Annotated in this window: 24 protein-coding genes; 2 read left to right on the plus strand and 22 right to left on the minus strand. The window is 36.5% G+C overall.

Annotated elements, in window-relative coordinates:
* Positions 1 to 7: 7 nt before the first annotated feature.
* The 5 genes from ACAN52_RS14015 to ACAN52_RS14035 all read right to left on the minus strand — a co-directional run bounded on the left by ACAN52_RS14015 (position 8) and on the right by ACAN52_RS14035 (position 4,770).
* The gene (locus tag ACAN52_RS14015) at positions 8 to 976 is read right to left on the minus strand and encodes a hypothetical protein (RefSeq protein ID WP_378955526.1); all 969 of its coding nucleotides are present in this window, start codon (positions 974 to 976) and stop codon (positions 8 to 10) included.
* A gap of 12 nt (positions 977 to 988) precedes the next feature.
* Positions 989 to 2,269 carry an FAD-dependent oxidoreductase gene (locus ACAN52_RS14020; protein ID WP_378955527.1) on the minus strand — a complete coding sequence of 427 codons (1,281 nt, stop codon included), beginning with the start codon at positions 2,267 to 2,269 and terminating at the stop codon, positions 989 to 991.
* 119 nt (positions 2,270 to 2,388) lie between these two features.
* Positions 2,389 to 2,922, minus strand: a complete 534-nt coding sequence (locus ACAN52_RS14025) for a spore maturation protein (protein WP_378955528.1) — start codon at positions 2,920 to 2,922, stop codon at positions 2,389 to 2,391.
* 5 nt (positions 2,923 to 2,927) lie between these two features.
* Positions 2,928 to 3,521 (minus strand): nucleoside recognition domain-containing protein, encoded by a 594-nt coding sequence (locus ACAN52_RS14030; RefSeq protein ID WP_378955529.1) that lies wholly within the window; start codon positions 3,519 to 3,521, stop codon positions 2,928 to 2,930.
* 94 nt (positions 3,522 to 3,615) lie between these two features.
* Positions 3,616 to 4,770 (minus strand): D-alanyl-D-alanine carboxypeptidase family protein, encoded by a 1,155-nt coding sequence (locus ACAN52_RS14035; RefSeq protein ID WP_378955530.1) that lies wholly within the window; start codon positions 4,768 to 4,770, stop codon positions 3,616 to 3,618.
* Positions 4,771 to 4,925: 155 nt separating this feature from the next.
* Here ACAN52_RS14035 and ACAN52_RS14040 point away from each other — a divergent pair, with 155 nt between their 5' ends.
* A complete protein-coding gene (locus ACAN52_RS14040) occupies positions 4,926 to 5,114 on the plus strand; it encodes a rubrerythrin family protein (RefSeq protein ID WP_378955531.1) in 189 nt (62 codons plus the stop codon).
* Positions 5,115 to 5,179: 65 nt separating this feature from the next.
* Here ACAN52_RS14040 and ytfJ read toward each other — a convergent pair whose 3' ends face one another.
* The 6 genes from ytfJ to ACAN52_RS14070 form a co-directional block, all read right to left on the minus strand.
* On the minus strand, positions 5,180 to 5,611 hold the full coding sequence (gene ytfJ, locus ACAN52_RS14045) for a GerW family sporulation protein (RefSeq protein ID WP_378955532.1): 432 nt from the start codon (positions 5,609 to 5,611) through the stop codon (positions 5,180 to 5,182).
* Positions 5,612 to 5,628: 17 nt separating this feature from the next.
* A complete protein-coding gene (locus ACAN52_RS14050; protein WP_378955533.1) occupies positions 5,629 to 6,285 on the minus strand; it encodes a DUF2953 domain-containing protein in 657 nt (218 codons plus the stop codon).
* 88 nt (positions 6,286 to 6,373) lie between these two features.
* Entirely contained in the window at positions 6,374 to 6,889 is a 516-nt protein-coding gene (scpB, locus tag ACAN52_RS14055) for an SMC-Scp complex subunit ScpB (RefSeq protein WP_378955534.1), read from the minus strand.
* A 9-nt stretch (positions 6,890 to 6,898) separates the two neighbouring features.
* Complete coding sequence (locus tag ACAN52_RS14060) at positions 6,899 to 7,609, minus strand: segregation and condensation protein A (protein WP_378955535.1); 711 nt, start codon at positions 7,607 to 7,609, stop codon at positions 6,899 to 6,901.
* Positions 7,610 to 7,612: 3 nt separating this feature from the next.
* Positions 7,613 to 8,602, minus strand: a complete 990-nt coding sequence (trpS, locus tag ACAN52_RS14065) for a tryptophan--tRNA ligase (RefSeq protein ID WP_378955536.1) — start codon at positions 8,600 to 8,602, stop codon at positions 7,613 to 7,615.
* Positions 8,603 to 8,618: 16 nt separating this feature from the next.
* Positions 8,619 to 9,239, minus strand: a complete 621-nt coding sequence (locus tag ACAN52_RS14070) for a site-2 protease family protein (RefSeq protein WP_378955537.1) — start codon at positions 9,237 to 9,239, stop codon at positions 8,619 to 8,621.
* Between the two features lie 161 nt (positions 9,240 to 9,400).
* On the opposite strand from ACAN52_RS14070, the gene ACAN52_RS14075 reads away from it, so the two are divergent.
* The gene (locus tag ACAN52_RS14075; protein ID WP_378955538.1) at positions 9,401 to 10,144 is read left to right on the plus strand and encodes a hypothetical protein; all 744 of its coding nucleotides are present in this window, start codon (positions 9,401 to 9,403) and stop codon (positions 10,142 to 10,144) included.
* Positions 10,145 to 10,187: 43 nt separating this feature from the next.
* Here ACAN52_RS14075 and ACAN52_RS14080 read toward each other — a convergent pair whose 3' ends face one another.
* The 11 genes from ACAN52_RS14080 to spoIIAA form a co-directional block, all read right to left on the minus strand.
* Entirely contained in the window at positions 10,188 to 11,702 is a 1,515-nt protein-coding gene (locus ACAN52_RS14080; RefSeq protein WP_378955540.1) for a spore germination protein, read from the minus strand.
* Entirely contained in the window at positions 11,680 to 12,276 is a 597-nt protein-coding gene (locus ACAN52_RS14085; protein ID WP_378955541.1) for a stage V sporulation protein AE, read from the minus strand. The genes ACAN52_RS14080 and ACAN52_RS14085 overlap by 23 nt, the downstream gene beginning before the upstream one ends.
* Before the next feature lie 14 nt (positions 12,277 to 12,290).
* On the minus strand, positions 12,291 to 12,944 hold the full coding sequence (locus tag ACAN52_RS14090; RefSeq protein WP_378955542.1) for a hypothetical protein: 654 nt from the start codon (positions 12,942 to 12,944) through the stop codon (positions 12,291 to 12,293).
* A gap of 10 nt (positions 12,945 to 12,954) precedes the next feature.
* Entirely contained in the window at positions 12,955 to 13,347 is a 393-nt protein-coding gene (locus ACAN52_RS14095) for a hypothetical protein (RefSeq protein WP_378955543.1), read from the minus strand.
* Positions 13,347 to 13,709, minus strand: a complete 363-nt coding sequence (gene spoVAE, locus ACAN52_RS14100) for a stage V sporulation protein AE (protein WP_378955544.1) — start codon at positions 13,707 to 13,709, stop codon at positions 13,347 to 13,349. The genes ACAN52_RS14095 and spoVAE overlap by 1 nt, the downstream gene beginning before the upstream one ends.
* A 32-nt stretch (positions 13,710 to 13,741) precedes the next feature.
* The gene (gene spoVAD, locus ACAN52_RS14105) at positions 13,742 to 14,746 is read right to left on the minus strand and encodes a stage V sporulation protein AD (protein ID WP_378955545.1); all 1,005 of its coding nucleotides are present in this window, start codon (positions 14,744 to 14,746) and stop codon (positions 13,742 to 13,744) included.
* Between the two features lie 11 nt (positions 14,747 to 14,757).
* Positions 14,758 to 15,222 carry a stage V sporulation protein AC gene (spoVAC, locus tag ACAN52_RS14110; protein ID WP_378955546.1) on the minus strand — a complete coding sequence of 155 codons (465 nt, stop codon included), beginning with the start codon at positions 15,220 to 15,222 and terminating at the stop codon, positions 14,758 to 14,760.
* 219 nt (positions 15,223 to 15,441) lie between these two features.
* Positions 15,442 to 15,642: a dodecin family protein gene (locus ACAN52_RS14115; protein WP_378955547.1), complete on the minus strand. Its 201-nt coding sequence runs from the start codon at positions 15,640 to 15,642 to the stop codon at positions 15,442 to 15,444.
* A gap of 287 nt (positions 15,643 to 15,929) precedes the next feature.
* The gene (locus tag ACAN52_RS14120) at positions 15,930 to 16,661 is read right to left on the minus strand and encodes a SigF/SigG family RNA polymerase sporulation sigma factor (RefSeq protein ID WP_378955548.1); all 732 of its coding nucleotides are present in this window, start codon (positions 16,659 to 16,661) and stop codon (positions 15,930 to 15,932) included.
* 11 nt (positions 16,662 to 16,672) lie between these two features.
* Positions 16,673 to 17,104: an anti-sigma F factor gene (spoIIAB, locus tag ACAN52_RS14125; protein ID WP_378955549.1), complete on the minus strand. Its 432-nt coding sequence runs from the start codon at positions 17,102 to 17,104 to the stop codon at positions 16,673 to 16,675.
* A gap of 10 nt (positions 17,105 to 17,114) precedes the next feature.
* The gene (gene spoIIAA, locus ACAN52_RS14130; protein ID WP_378955645.1) at positions 17,115 to 17,444 is read right to left on the minus strand and encodes an anti-sigma F factor antagonist; all 330 of its coding nucleotides are present in this window, start codon (positions 17,442 to 17,444) and stop codon (positions 17,115 to 17,117) included.
* Positions 17,445 to 17,555: the final 111 nt, after the last annotated feature.

Raw genomic sequence — 17,555 nt, forward strand, 5'->3', positions numbered from 1 at the left:
AACTAAATTAATCTTCAATAATTGTTAAGAAATCAGTTTGTTGTTTGCACATTCTAATACTTATATTATCCCGTGTTTTTTTTAAGCAACTACCGCAAATACCTTCACCACAACACATAGTAGCATTATTGGTAACAGCCATTGGTATATTGACTCCCACATCTTGCATAGCTGCAATAAGCCCATAATGCTGTTCATCAGGTCCAGAACTCACGATCAAATCAGGTTTCAACGCAAACCATTCTCGCAGCATTGGTATACCAAATTCACGTAGGGAAGACACAGTATAAACCGTAGCGCCGCCTTCTTGTAATTGTTTATCAATAAAAACTTTTCCAACTTTGCCAGGTGCTAGTAAAGCCCTCACTTGGTTGTGATTGGTCATCAGTTTCTTGGCAAGAGGAAATGCGGGTGCTTGCCCAATACCACCAGCTACTAATATTATATTACCATCGGTCATATTGTCAATCCAGGGTCCTCCTAAAACACCATTATAATAAGGACCACGTACAAGAAGCTTTGTATTATTTTCCGCTAAAATTCTGGTTGATTTAGGACCAATGGTTTCAATAGCTACCTGCAAAGTATTTCCTTCTACCTGCATTATATTGACTGGGAAATTGAAAAAATAAGGATCACTTGGGCAACGTAAAAATAAAAAAGATCCTATTTTCTTTACCCCATCGGCCAATTCAGTACTGACGTCAAATTCAAGCAGTACTGTATTTTTTCCAATTTCTTCTTTAACTCTAAATTCAACTTGTTCTTCAATTCTAATTTTATTGGGTTCTTCATTGTATTTGTCTATTTTATATTGCCAATGCTGTTCATATAATATACATATCCCTGACCAATTACAATTACAATTTGCTTCCCCTTTAAGATGGCTGCAAAAAATACAATGATTAGTATCAGCTAATAAACACGGACAATATTTTGAATTGATATCAACACATTGGGAGATATTTTTATTCATGATCATACCTCCTTATACCAAACATCGATTATAAATATTATTTAGTCCAGCATTGCATACCCGTTTTTGTATTTCAGCACGATCAGTTGAATAGAGTGACATCTCTTTCATACGTTCAAAATATACAGATCCTGAAAAAGTATATCGCATACGTAGCCCTTCTTCAGACTGCATCTTTTCATGAACAAAAGCAATAAAATCACCGGAGGCTAAAGTCCGAGGCAGCTCTAAATATTCCATATCTAAACAGTGGCGAACAGCGTTATGTCCTGCAAGTAAACCTGTAATGGCCGCTTCGGTGTGACCAACAAGAATCGCTGATTTTTCTCCACAACAAAATAGATTCTCCATACTATCAACTTTTAAGGTATTAGCACAAGGAGCTATCCCTAAATATCTTACAGAATTCCCCACACTACCAGCGTAAGGATCTTCATAACGAGCCTGTTCGAAACCAGGAATCGTGCGTAAATCCTCTATGGGAAAATAAGATGTCATTAATTTTGCATGGCCTGTATCAAGTAATACTAAATTTACTGCATACTCAGCTACAGCATATTGAGTACATGCTTTTTTTCCTAACGAACTAAATTTTTGCAAAGTCTCTGGCACTGGCACGACAACCATACCATTCTTCTCCAATTGATCCCTAATTTCTTTACTTAGTGATTCCTTCTTCAACTTACATGATCCACTCATTGCACCAAATGATCCATCGACTTTGCGTCCCATAATTTCTTTGACTTCAGCTTTCCCTGTAACACTAACCCGCGGACCAAAAGCAGGGCAGCGCATCACACACATCGCACAACCATTACCATAGGTTAGACAGTTACCCATGGAACCAGCTGTGCCAGTTGCATCAACAAAGACATCACCTTTTATTTCTTCTCCACCATCAATAATTAAACTCTGTATTTTTTTTCCATACTTTACTACATCTACAACTCGAGTCTGAGTTTTTATCTCTACTCCATAATTTTGTACTATTTTTTTCACTAATGGCTCCATGGTGATTACATCATAAAGAGAGGCATGGTTATGTCCAGGAAATTGAATTCCTTTATGCCGAGCATTCGCATCCATGGCAACAAAAATATCTCCGCCTCCCATAGCGATCGCTTCTTCTGCCCCAGTATAGCGACCATTATTACGAAATATTCCTCCCACCAAACCAGTACCTAGCAATAAGTCAGTACGTTCTAGTAAAAGTACTTGCGCCCCTGCTGTGGCAGCAGATAATGCCGCAGCGCATCCAGCCCATCCTCCGCCAATCACCACCACTTTTATCATAAACATCCCCCCAGCTCATTCTCTTTATACACTACAGTGTATTCTGCTCTTTAATAAATGTCACTCAAGGACAAATAAAAACGAGGGGTACTTCCCCCTCGTAAAATTCATCATATTTATTAAAATAATTGTCGGCAAATATAAATTGAACCAATAAAGCCAATGAGATCACCAAGTAAACCTACTAAAACTGAATAACGTGGTTTACTGATACCAACAGCACCAAAATAGACTGTTAAAATGTAAAAGGTAGTGTCTGTACTGCCTAAAATGGTTGATGCCATACGTCCTATCATAGAATCTGGTCCATGAGTATTCAATAGTTCAGTTGTTAACCCTAAAGCTCCTGTACCTGATAGTGGACGTATAAGAGCCAAAGGCACTAATTCTGGCGGCACACCTAAGAATTGAAGCACAGGCGCTATGGACTCTACACACATATACATAGCTCCTGATGACCTAAATATATTGATAGCTACCATCATGGCTACTAAAAAAGGCATAATCCGAATCGCTGTATGAAAACCCTCTGCTGCCCCTTCAACAAAAGCTTCATACACTTTGACATGACGAAAGTGCCCAACCACTGGAACAACAACTAAAATGATTGGTATAATCCAAATCGATATTTGTTCACAAACTTCAATAAACATATCGTTTACCTCCGTATGCGAACAGAGTATACCATCCGACAAATGCGATCGGCAATCACGACACTGACAGTCGCCATAAAACTCACCAGCAACGTTGAACCAACAATTTCTGTCGGATTCTCAGAACCAGCTGCTGATCGTATGGCAATCATCGTCGCAGGTATCAATGTGAATCCAGCAGTGCATAATCCTAGCAAAGTACACATTGCGTCAGATGCAGTATCTTTTTTAGGATTCAGTTGTTGTAAAGCTTGCATAGCCTTAATACCGAGAGGAGTTACAGCATTTCCAAGTCCTAATAAATTAGCACTCAGTGTCATAATAATGGCCCCCATAGCCGGATGATTACGAGGCACGCTGGGAAATAAAAAACAAATAACAGGATTAATGACCCTAGAAACAAACTGTATAATACCTGCTAACTCGGCAATTTTCATGATGCCTAGCCACAAACACATAACACCAATAAGTTGCAGAGATAAGGCAACTGCTCCTTCAGCACCGCTGATTGCACTCTGCGTAATCACATCAATCTTTCCTTGCAATGCAGCATGTACAATACTTATTACTAGTAACAACAGCCAAATTATATTGATCATATCATCACCCCTTATGAGGTTATGATCAATATTTCGACCTTAGAACCATATATATTCTCAATCCCACCCATTGAAAAGGAAAATATAACAAAACTTACACAGATTGTTGTTTTACAGTAAAACCTCTAAGGAATCCCATGATTGAATCAGCTAAAATATGAAAAAAAGATTTTCGTTCACTATTTTCATCCGCCTGTAAATCAACGGTCGCAATCTCTTTATTCTGATAGAGAACACGAACCACGCCCAATTTTTGCCCCTTTATCACCGGCGCTTCGACCTTATTAGGAGCATCAATTACAGTACTAAATTCATCTTTATCTTCTTCAAATAAAGGTACAACCAAGTCACTACTTGCGACCAATTTGACCACTTCTGATTTACCATTTGCAACCCGAATCGTTTTTAGGATATCATCTTGCTTTACAATATTTTCCGATTTAACCTGACTAAAGCCAAAATCTAAAAGTGCGATGGAATCATCCCACATCGTATCACTATCTAGCACTACGGCAATCAGTTGAATATTATTGCGTTTCGCACCAGATACCAAACAACGTCCAGCCAAATCTGTGTAACCTGTTTTTACCCCATTACCACCTTCATATAGCCATAACATTCGATCTTCATTATATAGATCACGACCAAATTCTTTACCGGCCCAGGGAATCACCTTATGTTTGGTACTGACAATTTCAGAAAATAAGGGATTTTTATAACCATAAGCTGTGATACGTGCTAGATCATGAGCTGTTGTAACATGATTTGGATCTGGTAACCCACTGGAATTGGTAAAATGCGTATCTTTAGCACCAATTGCTTGGGCTTTTTCTGTCATTAATTGAGCAAATTTTTCAACTGATCCTGAAATATGTTCCGCGACAGCAACAGTTGCATCATTACCTGAAATCAGCATGATTCCATAAAGCAAATCAATTAATTTTAATTGTTCACCTTCGGTTAACCATAATGATGAACCTTCAGTGTTTGCAGCATGACTACTGGCAGTTATAATATCATCAAGATTACCATGTTCAAGAGCGACAATCAAACTCATGATTTTAGTCGTACTTGCAGGATAACGTTTTTCTTCCGCATTTTTACTATATAGTACTTTTCCTGTAATCCCGTCAATAAGAATTGCTGATTTCGCTTTAATCACTGGGGGAGTCGGTGCAGCAAAAACGATCTTTGCGCTCATCAATGATATAAACATAAAAAATATGGCCAACTTCTTTAAATAATTCATAGTATTTTTTCCCTTCTACAGTGTCTAGTCTCAAAACAACTATTCTATTATAGCTATATTTTATTCAATCGTCAAAATAAAGATGCATTCTTACGCATGAAGACGGAAATAATATGGTATATCCCTATTATGTGATACTGTAAGGAGGTGAAACAATGAGTGCACTAGATGTTAAATCTACTTTACGTAATACGCTAACTCACAAGCAAGAGTTAGTTCGCGACTATCAAACTTTTGCTAAACAACTTAATAACCATGATGTCGCTAAAATGTATAGTCATTTTGCGGAAGCCGAAGCATTACATGCTACGCAAATCAAAGAAAAATTAGATCAACTCAGTTAATTTTTTATGAAATAACAATGCAGAAACAGTACAAACGTACTGTTTCTGCATTGTTTATAAGGATATCAGATTTCATTGCTTTGTGTTTCAGCTGTTTTGGCTAATTCATCCAGATCATCTTTTCTTTTACCATCTAATAGATCTTGAATGGTATTTAAAATTTTTGGTACAAGATCCATCACTCTATCATAAACCAAATTCCCTTCTACAGGCATAAAGCGAACACCACTAACGGGCGAGCACACTAAAAATCCTACAGGTTTAACACTAACCCCAGCGCCGCTACCACCACCAAATGAAGTTGCTTGAGATTCTTCATTTGATGGTTCACAATTTGCCCCACCAGCTGCAAAACCAAAAGATACACGAGATATGGGTATAATAACAGTGCCATCTCCAGTCTCCACTGCATCACCAACAATGGTATTCACATCGACCATATCTTTTATACTTTCCATTGCAGTTTTCATTAAACCTTGTATTGGATGTTCAGACATGACTCATTACCTCCTTATCATTTAACGCTGTATAAACTTCTCATTGCAGTTATAACATTGCCAAGTCTGATACTGAATATACACTGAAAATCTACTTCAAAATGATTATGACCAAATATAGGATGTACATGAATCACAGGCTTAGCCCTAAAAACAACCTGCTTTTCTAAGTTAGTGAGTAACAAGGCTTTAATCGTCCATAACATACCACTCATAATACCTGTTAGTGCTGCATCTTCTGATCCATAGCTTGTTTTCCAATATAATCGCTCACAATGTAAGGCTTTTATAATATTCTTCATCATCTGATCATATAAACGTATATAATAGCGTAATTTCTTCACTATGCGCCTCAGTTTTTTAGGATGAGTAAGATAAAATTTAAATTTTTCTTTTATAAATCTTTGTTCACGTTTGGTATGAGTTTTATCTTGCTTTTCACCTGCTCTAATTTCGGACTCAACCCACAATGACTTTTCCTTCCCAATGATCTCTATGATAGGTACCTGCATACGATATATGAGCAGACCTTTCATTATATATACTTCTATCTCAATATAATCATTAGAACCATCACGCTTACATTTTAAACTGAGATAGATTTTGGTATATAACAATAAACTAGTTACTATGATTTCCGATAGAATAATAAGTAACCAACATTCTATATTCATTAACTTTCCAATCCCTTCATTACACTCTCTCTTAGTGTTCACCCAATTGGAAATGTATATACAAAAAAACAGCCCTAAGGGCTGTTTTTTATGGTAACAAATCCACTAACGGAGGTAAATCTTGTAAATCATTTAGACCAAAGGATTTTAAAAATTCATCGGTCGTTCCATAGATAATCGGTCGACCAATTGCTTCTTTACGGCCAATTTCTTTTATCATTTGACGTTCAAGTAACTTAGTCAACACCTTATCAACTTTTACACCTCGAATATGTTCAATTTCTAATTTAGTAATCGGTTGCTTAAAGGCAATAATTGATAAGGTTTCCATTGCAGCCAAAGACAGTTTAGTATCTTGAATTTGTGCTAGTTTTTTTACAACGTCTGACAATTCTGGTTTTGTACATAATTGATAACCAGCAGCTACTTTGACAATCATCAACCCTCTATCATTATTAGCCATTTCAGCAATAAGCTGATGAATTAATAATTCAATATGTTCTTCAGGAACTTCAATTAATTGTGCAATTTTTTTTGTAGTAATAGGGTTGCCACTAGCAAACAGCAAAGCCTCAATATGTTTCTTAAAATGTGAATAAAACATGTAAGCATATCACTCTTTCAATGTAATATAAATTGGACCAAAGCTTTCTTGCTGACTAATTGTCACCCGCTGTAATTTAATTAATTCCAATAGGGCCAAAAAGGTTGCTATAACCTCTGTTCGTGTACCTCTCCTAATTACAGCCTGACTAAATTCGATTTTACCTTTATGCTTATGCAATAAATGAATGATATCATATATTTTATCTTGTACACTAAACTCTTCTCGAGCAACTAATTCATACTCATCAATACTGCTTTCCCACACTGCGGCAAAAGCTGATAACAAATCCTCTAATTTAAGTCCTACAGGTAATGGTAATTCAACATCGAATTCCTGAGGCAAGCGAGTAAAAAATTGTTCTCGTTGCCTCATCATATCTTCCATTACAGTGGACATTTGTTTGAATTTTCGATATTCCAATAATCGATCAACTAATTCTTGTCGTGGATCACCTTCATCATCAACTTCTTCGATAATTTTAGGCAATTTGGGCAACAGCATACGTGATTTTATTTGCAGCAAAGTTGCAGCCATTACTAAAAATTCACTGGCAATATCAATATTAAATTTCTCTAAATTTTGAAGATATTCCAAGTATTGTTCCGTGACAATCGCAATAGGAATATCATAAATATCCAGTTGATTTTTTTCTAACAGATGCATCAATAGGGCCATCGGGCCTTCAAAAAATTCTAACTTTATTTTATAATCTGACATATGTTAAGCAAGATGCATCGCCTGCCGAACTTCTTCCATCGTGCTCGCAGCAACCTTCCTCGCCCGTTCAGCACCATAAACTAAAATTTCTTTAACCCGCCCTGGATTGGCTTCAAGTGCAAGACGACGCACATGCATCTCAGCCAAATCATTCACCATTTTATCAGCCAAACGTTTTTTACAATCTACGCACCCAATCGTTGCTTCCCGACAAGACTGGGCAATTTCAATCGATTGCTCGCCATTGAAAATCTTATGAAAAGTAAAAACTGTACAGACGTCCGGGTTACCTGCATCCGTTCTTTTTATCCGTTGTGGATCTGTGATCATCAGACGCACACGACTTCTTAATTCATCAGGACTGGCGGCAAAAGGGATATCATTCCCATAAGATTTACTCATTTTCCGACCATCAATACCTGGTAATATAGAAGATTTACTCAAATTTGGCTTTGGTTCAGGGAAAATCGGTTGATACAAATTATTGAATCTCCGTACCATTTCTCGTGACAATTCTAAATGAGGCAATTGATCTTCTCCAACTGGAATCGTATCAGCCTTATATAAAATAATGTCAGCAGTCATTAAAACGGGATATCCTAAAAAACCATAGGTATTAATATCTTTACCTTGAACACCTAGCTGTTGCAGTTTATCTTTATAGGTTGGTACCCGCTCTAGCCAGGACAACGGAGTCATCATTGACAATAGTAAATGTAATTCAGCATGTTCTTTAACATGTGATTGTACAAAAATAACATTTTTCTCTGGATCTAAACCAGCACTGAGCCAATCAATTGCCATTTCATGAATGCGTTCTGGTATTTTACTCGTATCCTCATAAGATGACGTGAGAGCATGCCAATCTACAATACTAAAAAAACATTCATACTCATCTTGTAATTTCACCCAATTTTCAAGTGCCCCCAGATAATTTCCCAAATGAAATCTTCCTGATGGCTGCATACCACTTAAAATACGACCTTTAGACATTTTATCTTCCTCCTGTTTAAAGAATGATCCTCACAATTTGATTAATCATAAAACTGAGCGCACTATAAAATGGTGCTATGATCACATTAATTATATTAAGATAAACCAGTCCTAACAAAATAAATGGTGCATAAGGCTCAATTTTTTCAAGCATATACCCTTGACGGGCTGGTAATAAATTTGTTAACACTTTTGAACCATCAAGAGGCGGCAATGGTATCAGATTAAAGATGGCAAAAATGATGTTATAACTATATGTAAAAGTTAATACTGTCCCTATTCCACTCGACAATAGTTCTAACTTGGCCAATATTCCATAAATAATTGCCGCAAGAAATGCCGTAATTACATTTGAAATAGGCCCTGCCAAAGAAACTAAAATTGTACCCTGTCGCCAATTCTTAAAATTACTTGGGTTAATCGGTACAGGTTTAGCCCAGCCAAATTTGAATAGCCATAACATAATGAGCCCGAATGGATCAAGATGGGCAATTGGATTCAAAGTCAATCTCCCCATAATTTTTGGAGTATTATCCCCCATCCATACTGCTACTCGCGCATGAGCATATTCATGAATCGTTAACGCAATGAGCAACGCCGGAATCCTAAATATCATATTTTCATCAAAACCAAACAATATTGTTCCTCCTCAAGTTAATCCTATAGTTGTGTTAAAAGCAAATTTCAACCTAATTATACTAGAAAAACGTATGTAAAGCAAAATAATAAGAAATGTAGACAATTGGGAATAAATAATATAAAAACTACAAAAACTATCTACAAAGGAGGGATATAACCTTGTCATATTTTAAATCAGCCCATATAGGGATAGGGATGATGATTAGTTGTTCATTGCTATTAAATGGCTGTAGTATGCTTATTTCAGCAAATAAACCTGAAATTGGCCCTGCGGGTACACCCGTCGCAACAAAAGCCAATCCACCTTTCATCCAACGTTTTATGTCACCACCAGTAGAATTATACGACTTAGAAGCAACAGCTGGTGTTATCTTTGAAGGTATTATTAAAAATAATTGGTCTCAAGTTGAAAGCGGTCTTAAAAATTTATCTACTTTATGGTCCCAAGCAAAAAATCTCATTGGCGATAAAAAAGGAGTTAAGGCTGCTGATGAAGCTATCGAAAAATTAACAATCACGGTTAGTGAGAAAAAAAATATAGATTCATATGAGAACCTTACTAAGTTTATGGCTGGTATTGGTGAGATTGGTAAATCATATAAACTCTCACCTCTATCTGACATCATCGGAGTCGGCAATTCCATTCGAACTGTTAGTTTTTACGTAGCAAATAATGATTGGCATAGTACAACAGCCAAAATGAAAGAACTTGATAACACCTGGGGACAAGCTAAACCGAGTATGGAAAGCGTTGGTATTTTCGGAAGAATAACGACAACTCATTCGATCGTTAAGCAAATGAAAGATGCAGTTGACGCGGAGAATAAAGGATCTGTCGAAGAACATCTTGCTAATATTAATGAAAGTATGGGATATATTAGAGACTATTATCGCAATAAATAATAGTCTCTGATAAGCAAGAATGAATCCTCGCATGCGCGTGGATTCATTCTTGCTTATCATCTTTTTCTTGCTTAGTATCCTTTTCTGGATTGGTATTATCTAATCGATCAAGATCTTTGGGTTTTAATGCAGCAGGGCGCAATATTTTGCTTGGTAATGGCAACCGCAATAATACATCTTTCATACCATTAAAATTAAAAGGTATAAGAGGCCACAAGTAAGGAACATTAAAAGATTTAGTTGTAGCCATCACGATAAAAATCCCAACAAGTCCAATCAATAGACCAGGTAATTTGAAAAATATGACTAAGAGTAATAATATAGCCCGAAAAAATCGCACAGCCATAGCAAATTCAATACTGGGTGTGGCAAAAGCCCCTACCGCTGCCACAGCTGTAAAAAATACAACTTCATTGCCAAATAAGCCAACTTTTGTGGCAAACTCACCTAACATAAAAGCACCAATAAAACCAAGGGATGTCGCTTGAGCAGTTGGTACGTGTACTGTAGCCATGCGCACTAATTCTACACCTAAGTCAGCAAAAATAAACTGTACTCCAAGAGGAATTATTCCTGGATCTTTCGGACCTAGAAACGCGATCCCTTCAGGTAATAAATGTCGCTGCAGGACTAAAGATAACCATAGAGGAGTCAAGAGTAATGATAAAGCCATTCCAAACAATCGCACAATACGAAGATAGGAACCAATCACAACATGATGATGATATTCTTCAACATGCTGCACATGATGCCAAAGTGTTGTTGGTAAAATCATAATCGTAGGTGAATTATCAATTACTAAGCAGATATGTCCTTCTAATAAATGTACTGCTGCCACATCTGGGCGTTCAGTATAGCGTATTTTAGGCAATGGATTCCACTTACTACCATCAACGATGTATTCTTCAATCGCTTTCTCAGCCATGGGTATACCATCAATATTAATCTTATTTAAACGTTCTTTTACTGTATCAACTAACTTACTATCTGTTATATCTTTAATATAACCCACTGCAATATCACTTTGTGATCTTGTACCAATCTTAACAATTTCAAAACGCAATTTAGGATCACGCAGACGGCGTCTAATGAGGACAGTATTAAAAGGCAATGTTTCAACAAATGCATCTTTTGAGCCACGCGTCACTTTTTCAATAGTCGATTCGCTAGGTGTGCGCGCCGGATAAGCTCGAGCATCAAATACGATTATTTCAGTCTCTCCATCCACTAAAAATAATAATTCACCTGACAGTAGACTAGTAACAGCATCATTCATATTCTCAGTTAGTTTTACTTGGGAATGAGTCGCCCGGGTATAAAATAGTTTTTGCATAGTATTGACTGATAATTCCTCAGGATGCAGCGTCACCATATCCTGAAAAACATTAGTCAGCAATACATCGTTAGTCATCCCATTAATAGAGAAGGATGCCGCCCGTTTGCGCCCGACTTTATATTCCCGAAAAATAATGTCAAAACTTTCGCCTACGCCCAATAAGTCTTTCAAATAATTAATATTTTGATCTATGTCTTTTTCAATTTTTGGTTTTGCTGTCATAGCTAACTCCACTCTGCTTTAGAATTTCCTCGATTGCTTTACGTGTGATGGGTGCACCGCGCCTAACATCATCAGCACTATGCATTTTCCCAACATCACCTACCCCAACAATGAAAGGGACTTCCAAATCATTAAGTACATCTACAGTATCGCCAGTAATAATTGGTTTATCATGATTTTTCCCTTTCATATCACCATTTTTATCAACCGAACGATTAACAATATCTCCTCGACATGTTATACACTCATCTGTCGCAATACCAAGGGTACTTGGAGTATTGGATGCAACAGCGACTACCCCCAATACTTCAATATCAGGATGAGATGCTACATATTCCAGTGCCCGTTCACCATCACCCTTATAACGATCGCCTCGATCATCGAACATAACTAATACAGGATCATGATGAACGGTCTTTAGTAACCCCACAATTTCTTGTCCACTTATAGGAGTGGGGTTACCACCCGATGCCGATATACATCGCAATCCTAAAGATACGGCAATATCTTCAACTACTGCTTGTGCTACATGATCACCATCAGTAATCATTATAACCTTTATCTTTTTACTCACCGATCATCACCCCATTATTTTTTTTTAGATTCTTCACCTAATAAATTGCTAATATTACTAGCCAATTTTTCACTTTCACTAATCACTTGTTTCAATTTTTTTAGGCTATTTTCTAATTCATTTGCCAATTCATATTGCGCTTGGGCCAGTACTTGACTCACAGTTTGTACATTCATTACATTCTGTTGACTCGTCCCCTCATTTGATTGATTGTTATCCTGTTTCTGTGACTTAGAAGATTCTTTTTCGTTGTTTGAATTATTGGCCTTCCCTTGCAAGACTGAATTCAATAAAGTTTGCAAATCACTTGATGGTTTCTCATTTTCTGATTGTTTCTGATTATCTTGCGATCCTTTTTGTGCTACACTTTGTTGCTGAGAATCTTGTGACTTAGAATGTTGAGCTGTTTTTTTTATTTCTTCCAATTGTTCATTAACTTTTTGTAACAATAAAGTAATTTCTAAATTATTAAGATTCCCACTATGATCGGTCATCTTCGCCTGTGCTTGCATAAACCCTTGAGCCATGTCAGCAATTAAGCTATCTGAATCACTTGATTTATTCTCATAACCGCTTGGTGACTGTTGCTTTTGCTGATGATCACCAAATTCCTGTTCATCTTGTTCTCGAACATGATTGGTAAATCTACGGGAATTCTTTCGTGGCATCGCTCACACCTCATGTAAAAATTTTCCATGTCTGTACTAAAAATGATAGAATACATAATCTAAAATTAATCACTGAAAAAGGCTGTTTGAGATTAGCTAAAGGATTTAATAAACATTTCGTTGAGTCAAAGACAATACCACCTGTTATGGAGCTGACAATATAATTAGCTAGTGACCCACTAAACAATAGTAATGTTCCAACCAAACTTGAATCATAATGATTAATAACCATCGTTCCAAAGACACCCGCTGTTACAATAGAATCCAATTGCCCATGTATAGCGATAGTTGCAAAAATTCGACCCAATTCATGAATGCAAGTTGCTAATAAAACATAATGAGGATACCGTAGGCCGATCATAAAAATTGTTATCAATAAACCAATCAGGTCTATTGTTAACATTATCCGCCTTTTCCTTTAGGATCAAATAATATTGATATAAAAAAGCCAAAGACTACAGCGGCCATCATCCCACTCGCTGTTGCTCTGAGACCACCACTAAAGATTCCAATAAATCCAAATAAATTTATATCCTCAATGGTTCCTACAACCAACGAATGACCAAACCCCAAGAGTGGAACTGTCGCACCCGCTCCAGCAATATCGACTAACGGCTGATATAATCCCAGTCCACTTAAGAGACTGCCTAATACCACAAAGAGTACTAACACATGAGCAGGTGTTAGCGGTGTTAAATCCATTAATAATTGTCCCAATACGCAAATTAATCCACCAACCAAAAATACGGTCATATAAAATTGCACCAGAATCCCTCCCCTCTTGTCAGCTTTTCTCACTACATTTCCACTGCAACTGCATGGGCAATACAAGGAATCGATTCTTTTTGCTGGTAAGAAGTTGTACTATGTAAACTACCTGTACCAAGTAAAAGAATTTTTTTCAGTTTACCAGTCATGAGCATGTTATATATATAACCACAAAATACAACAGCAGAACTTGCACATCCACTAGCACCTGCATGAGTATCCTGCTTTTCATGATAAATCATACAACCACAATCTTCATAATTGTTCGAAAGATCGACTCCCTTTTCTTGCATTAACTGTATCACTAATTCCTTCCCAACACTTCCTAAATCACCAGTGTAAATCATGTCATAATAATTTGGTGTGCGTTCTGTATCCTGCAAATGTTGCCACAAAGTATCAGATGCAGCCGGTGCCATGGCAGACCCCATAGCATTAGGATCTTTTATACCATAATCAACGATTTTACCGATCGTTGCTCCTGTGATATGAGGACCTATACCTAATGACGATAAGACTGCAGCTCCTGAACCAGTTACAGTCCATTGAGAGCTAGGTGGTCGCTGAACACCAAGCTCGCTCGGGAATCGATATTGGCGCTCAGCAGCATCATGATGACTCGATGCCGCTGCTCCGACTTTATTAGCAAAACTGCCATCAATTAACATTGCACCTAGCAGTAAACTTTCGACCATCGTAGAGCAAGCTCCATATAAACCTAAAAAAGGTCGATTTAAATTTTTCATAGCAAAATGAGTACTCATTAATTGATTAAGTAAATCACCTGCCAAAATGCAATCAATCTTATCCATGCTACTGTTTTCTTTCTTGATAGCTGCTTTAATAGCCCATTCCATCATATAGGATTCACATCGTTCCCAACTTTCCAAGCCATTTAGATTATCCGCCATGATAAAATCAAAATATTGTCTTAATAATCCTTCACCTTCCATTGGTCCCACAATATTGGCAGTACTCGTTATAATAGGTGGATTGCCAAATATAATACTTTGCTGACCACGTTTTTTTTTCACATTATTGCCTCCTACTGCCTTAGCCAATATATAAATCCGACAATAAATGACGTTACCATGCCATATACCAGTACTGGACCAGCAATCACAAACATTTTTGCACCAATCCCAAATACATACCCTTCCCTTTTAAATTCCATGGCTGGTGCAACAATAGAGTTAGCAAATCCAGTAATCGGAATAACCGAACCAGCTCCTGCTCTTTTTCCTAATTCATCGTAAACACCTATACCTGTAAAAAATGCCCCTAAGAAAACTAACACTACTGTTGCATTAGCAGAAGCACCTTTAGCATCTAAACCAAGAGCAAGAAAATAATCTATAATCCCTTGTCCAATTATGCAAATCAAACCACCGACAATAAAAGCCCAACATATATTTTTAAAGAGTGGTGGTTTGGGGGTGATCTGATCCACTTTATTCTGATACTGCTGCTCTTTTAGCTGCTGAGTATTTTCCTTTATTTTATCTGGCATAATACCATCCTTTTTTGAGCATCATCACATCAATGAATGAAATAAAACAATATCAAATTGATTAAATAAATTGTATCTATATTGTTCATCTTTTATTTATGTGATTTAATTCAGCTTATATATCACTCTTATTATTTTGACCACAGTCATTTTAAATATGCACTAGATAAAAGAAAAAGTGCCTCTGGGAGACACTTTCTCTTTTGTTCAGTACATATCTTAATGTTTTACTTTAAAGGCCACTTTTACATCAGCTTTGTATTCAGCGATATGTCCATTGTCAATGTTAGCAGTAAAATTAGTGACTTCAACACCCATTATTTCATCAATTGTTCTTGACGCTTCCATGACTGCATTATCAACAGCATCTGTCCAATTATGGCTCGAAGTACCCACTAACTCAATAACTTTTACAACCATACCTCATACCTCCTTCATTAAGTGATATTGCCCCACTCCTAGTTTGTACATAATTAAAAGTGTTATACCAAATTTTTATCAAATATACTGATTCTCATTCATATAAAATACTTGTTTGGCCCGAATTGGTAAGTTATGAGAAAAATCTCCATAAAGTAATATCCATGTCAAAACGCTTCCACTAATCGCTAAAAATCCAATCATCATAATATATTTTTTTTTACAAAGCATTTTTTTCACCTCTTGTATTTATTATGTCCTTTTCAACAAAAAAAATAAGACCTCCATTATGAGGTCTGCATAAATTCTCTAATCGCTTTTAGAGCGCTTTTTTCAATTCTAGAGACTTGTACTTGGGATAAACCAATCAGGATTCCGATTTCCGCTTGCGTCTTATCTTCAAAAAAACGCAACTGGATCACAGTTCGTTCTTTTGGAGGTAAGCGAGATAATATTTCTTTTAATGCAAGCTTTTCAAAATAAGCAGAATCTTGTCCATCACAATATTTGATCTGATCAAGTAAAAGTACGGAATCACCATCATGTTGAAAAGCATTTGCATATAATGAAGATGGCGATTGAATGGCTTCAAGAGCCGCCACAACTTCCTGAGGGGCTAAAATTAAATCCGCAGCGACTTCTTTTATTGTTGGTTCTCTTCCTAACAATCCTTGCAACTTTTCTTGAGTACGATGTACCTTGTATGCTAATTCTTTCACAGGTCGACTTACTTTAACTGGATTATCATCTCTCATAAAACGTCGTATTTCACCAATAATCATCGGCACAGCATAAGTAGAAAATTGAACATCAAATTTCATATCAAAACGCTCAATTGATTTAATTAAGCCAATACAACCAATTTGAAACAAATCATCCCATTCATAACCTCGATTTGTAAAGCGATGGACTATACTCCTTACAAGATTAATATTATGCTCTAAAATCTTTTCTTTAGCACCTTGGTCACCGGCCTGTGCCGCACAGATCAATTCTTTTATCTCTTCATTTCCAAGCATAACCATCCCACCTAATGCGCTGTGCTTACTAGAATTTTCTTAGCCATGCGCACTGTTGTCCCTTGGTCAATTGTAGATTTGACATCGAGTTCATCCATAAAAGATTCCATAAAGACGAATCCTAGTCCCATACGTTCTGGATCACTGGAAAAAGAAGGTTGTCTCGCTAATGTAATATCAGCGATTCCTTTACCAGAATCGCTTACAATATATTCTAATTTATCTTCATATAAATTCATCGTTAATTCAATCTTTCCATTTCCATCTGTATAGCCATGTATAACAACATTAGATATAGCTTCAGATATGGCGACTTTTATTTCTTCAATTTCATTTAATGTAAAATCAATTTGTGCTGCAAAAGCAGCAGCCGTCACCCTGGCAATAGCAACATTTTCGCTAAGACTTTTGAAGTAGATTGTAACTTGATTTTTGATTGCCATGATGTCCTCCTTATAAACACTCTAAAGCTTCCGCTTCGGAATGGTGCAATGTAATTATTTTTAACAATCCTGATAATTCAAATATTTTTAAAACTTGGGGCTGAACATTCGTAACAAGTACTTTACCACCTAATATACAAATTTTTTTATAACGCCCCAAAATAACACCAATTCCTGAACTATCAATAAAATGAACCGTGCCAAAATTAAATAAAATATTTTTTACACCACTTGTACTTAGAGCATGATCGACTCGCTGTCGAAATTCATCTGCCACATGCATATCCAGTTCTCCGTCAACTCTTACGATTAAAACACCTCTTTTTAAAAAAGTTGTCATCTCCAATATCTATTTCCTCCCTTTTTTGTATTCTATTAGCAATATTCTATTAAAGGTAATTTTTTCCTGCTATTTTTTAATTTTATATATAAAAAAAGCGGAATTTTTTCC

Source organism: Pelosinus sp. sgz500959 (assembly GCF_042610375.1).
Taxonomy (GTDB): Bacteria; Bacillota; Negativicutes; order DSM-13327; family DSM-13327; genus CTSoil-075.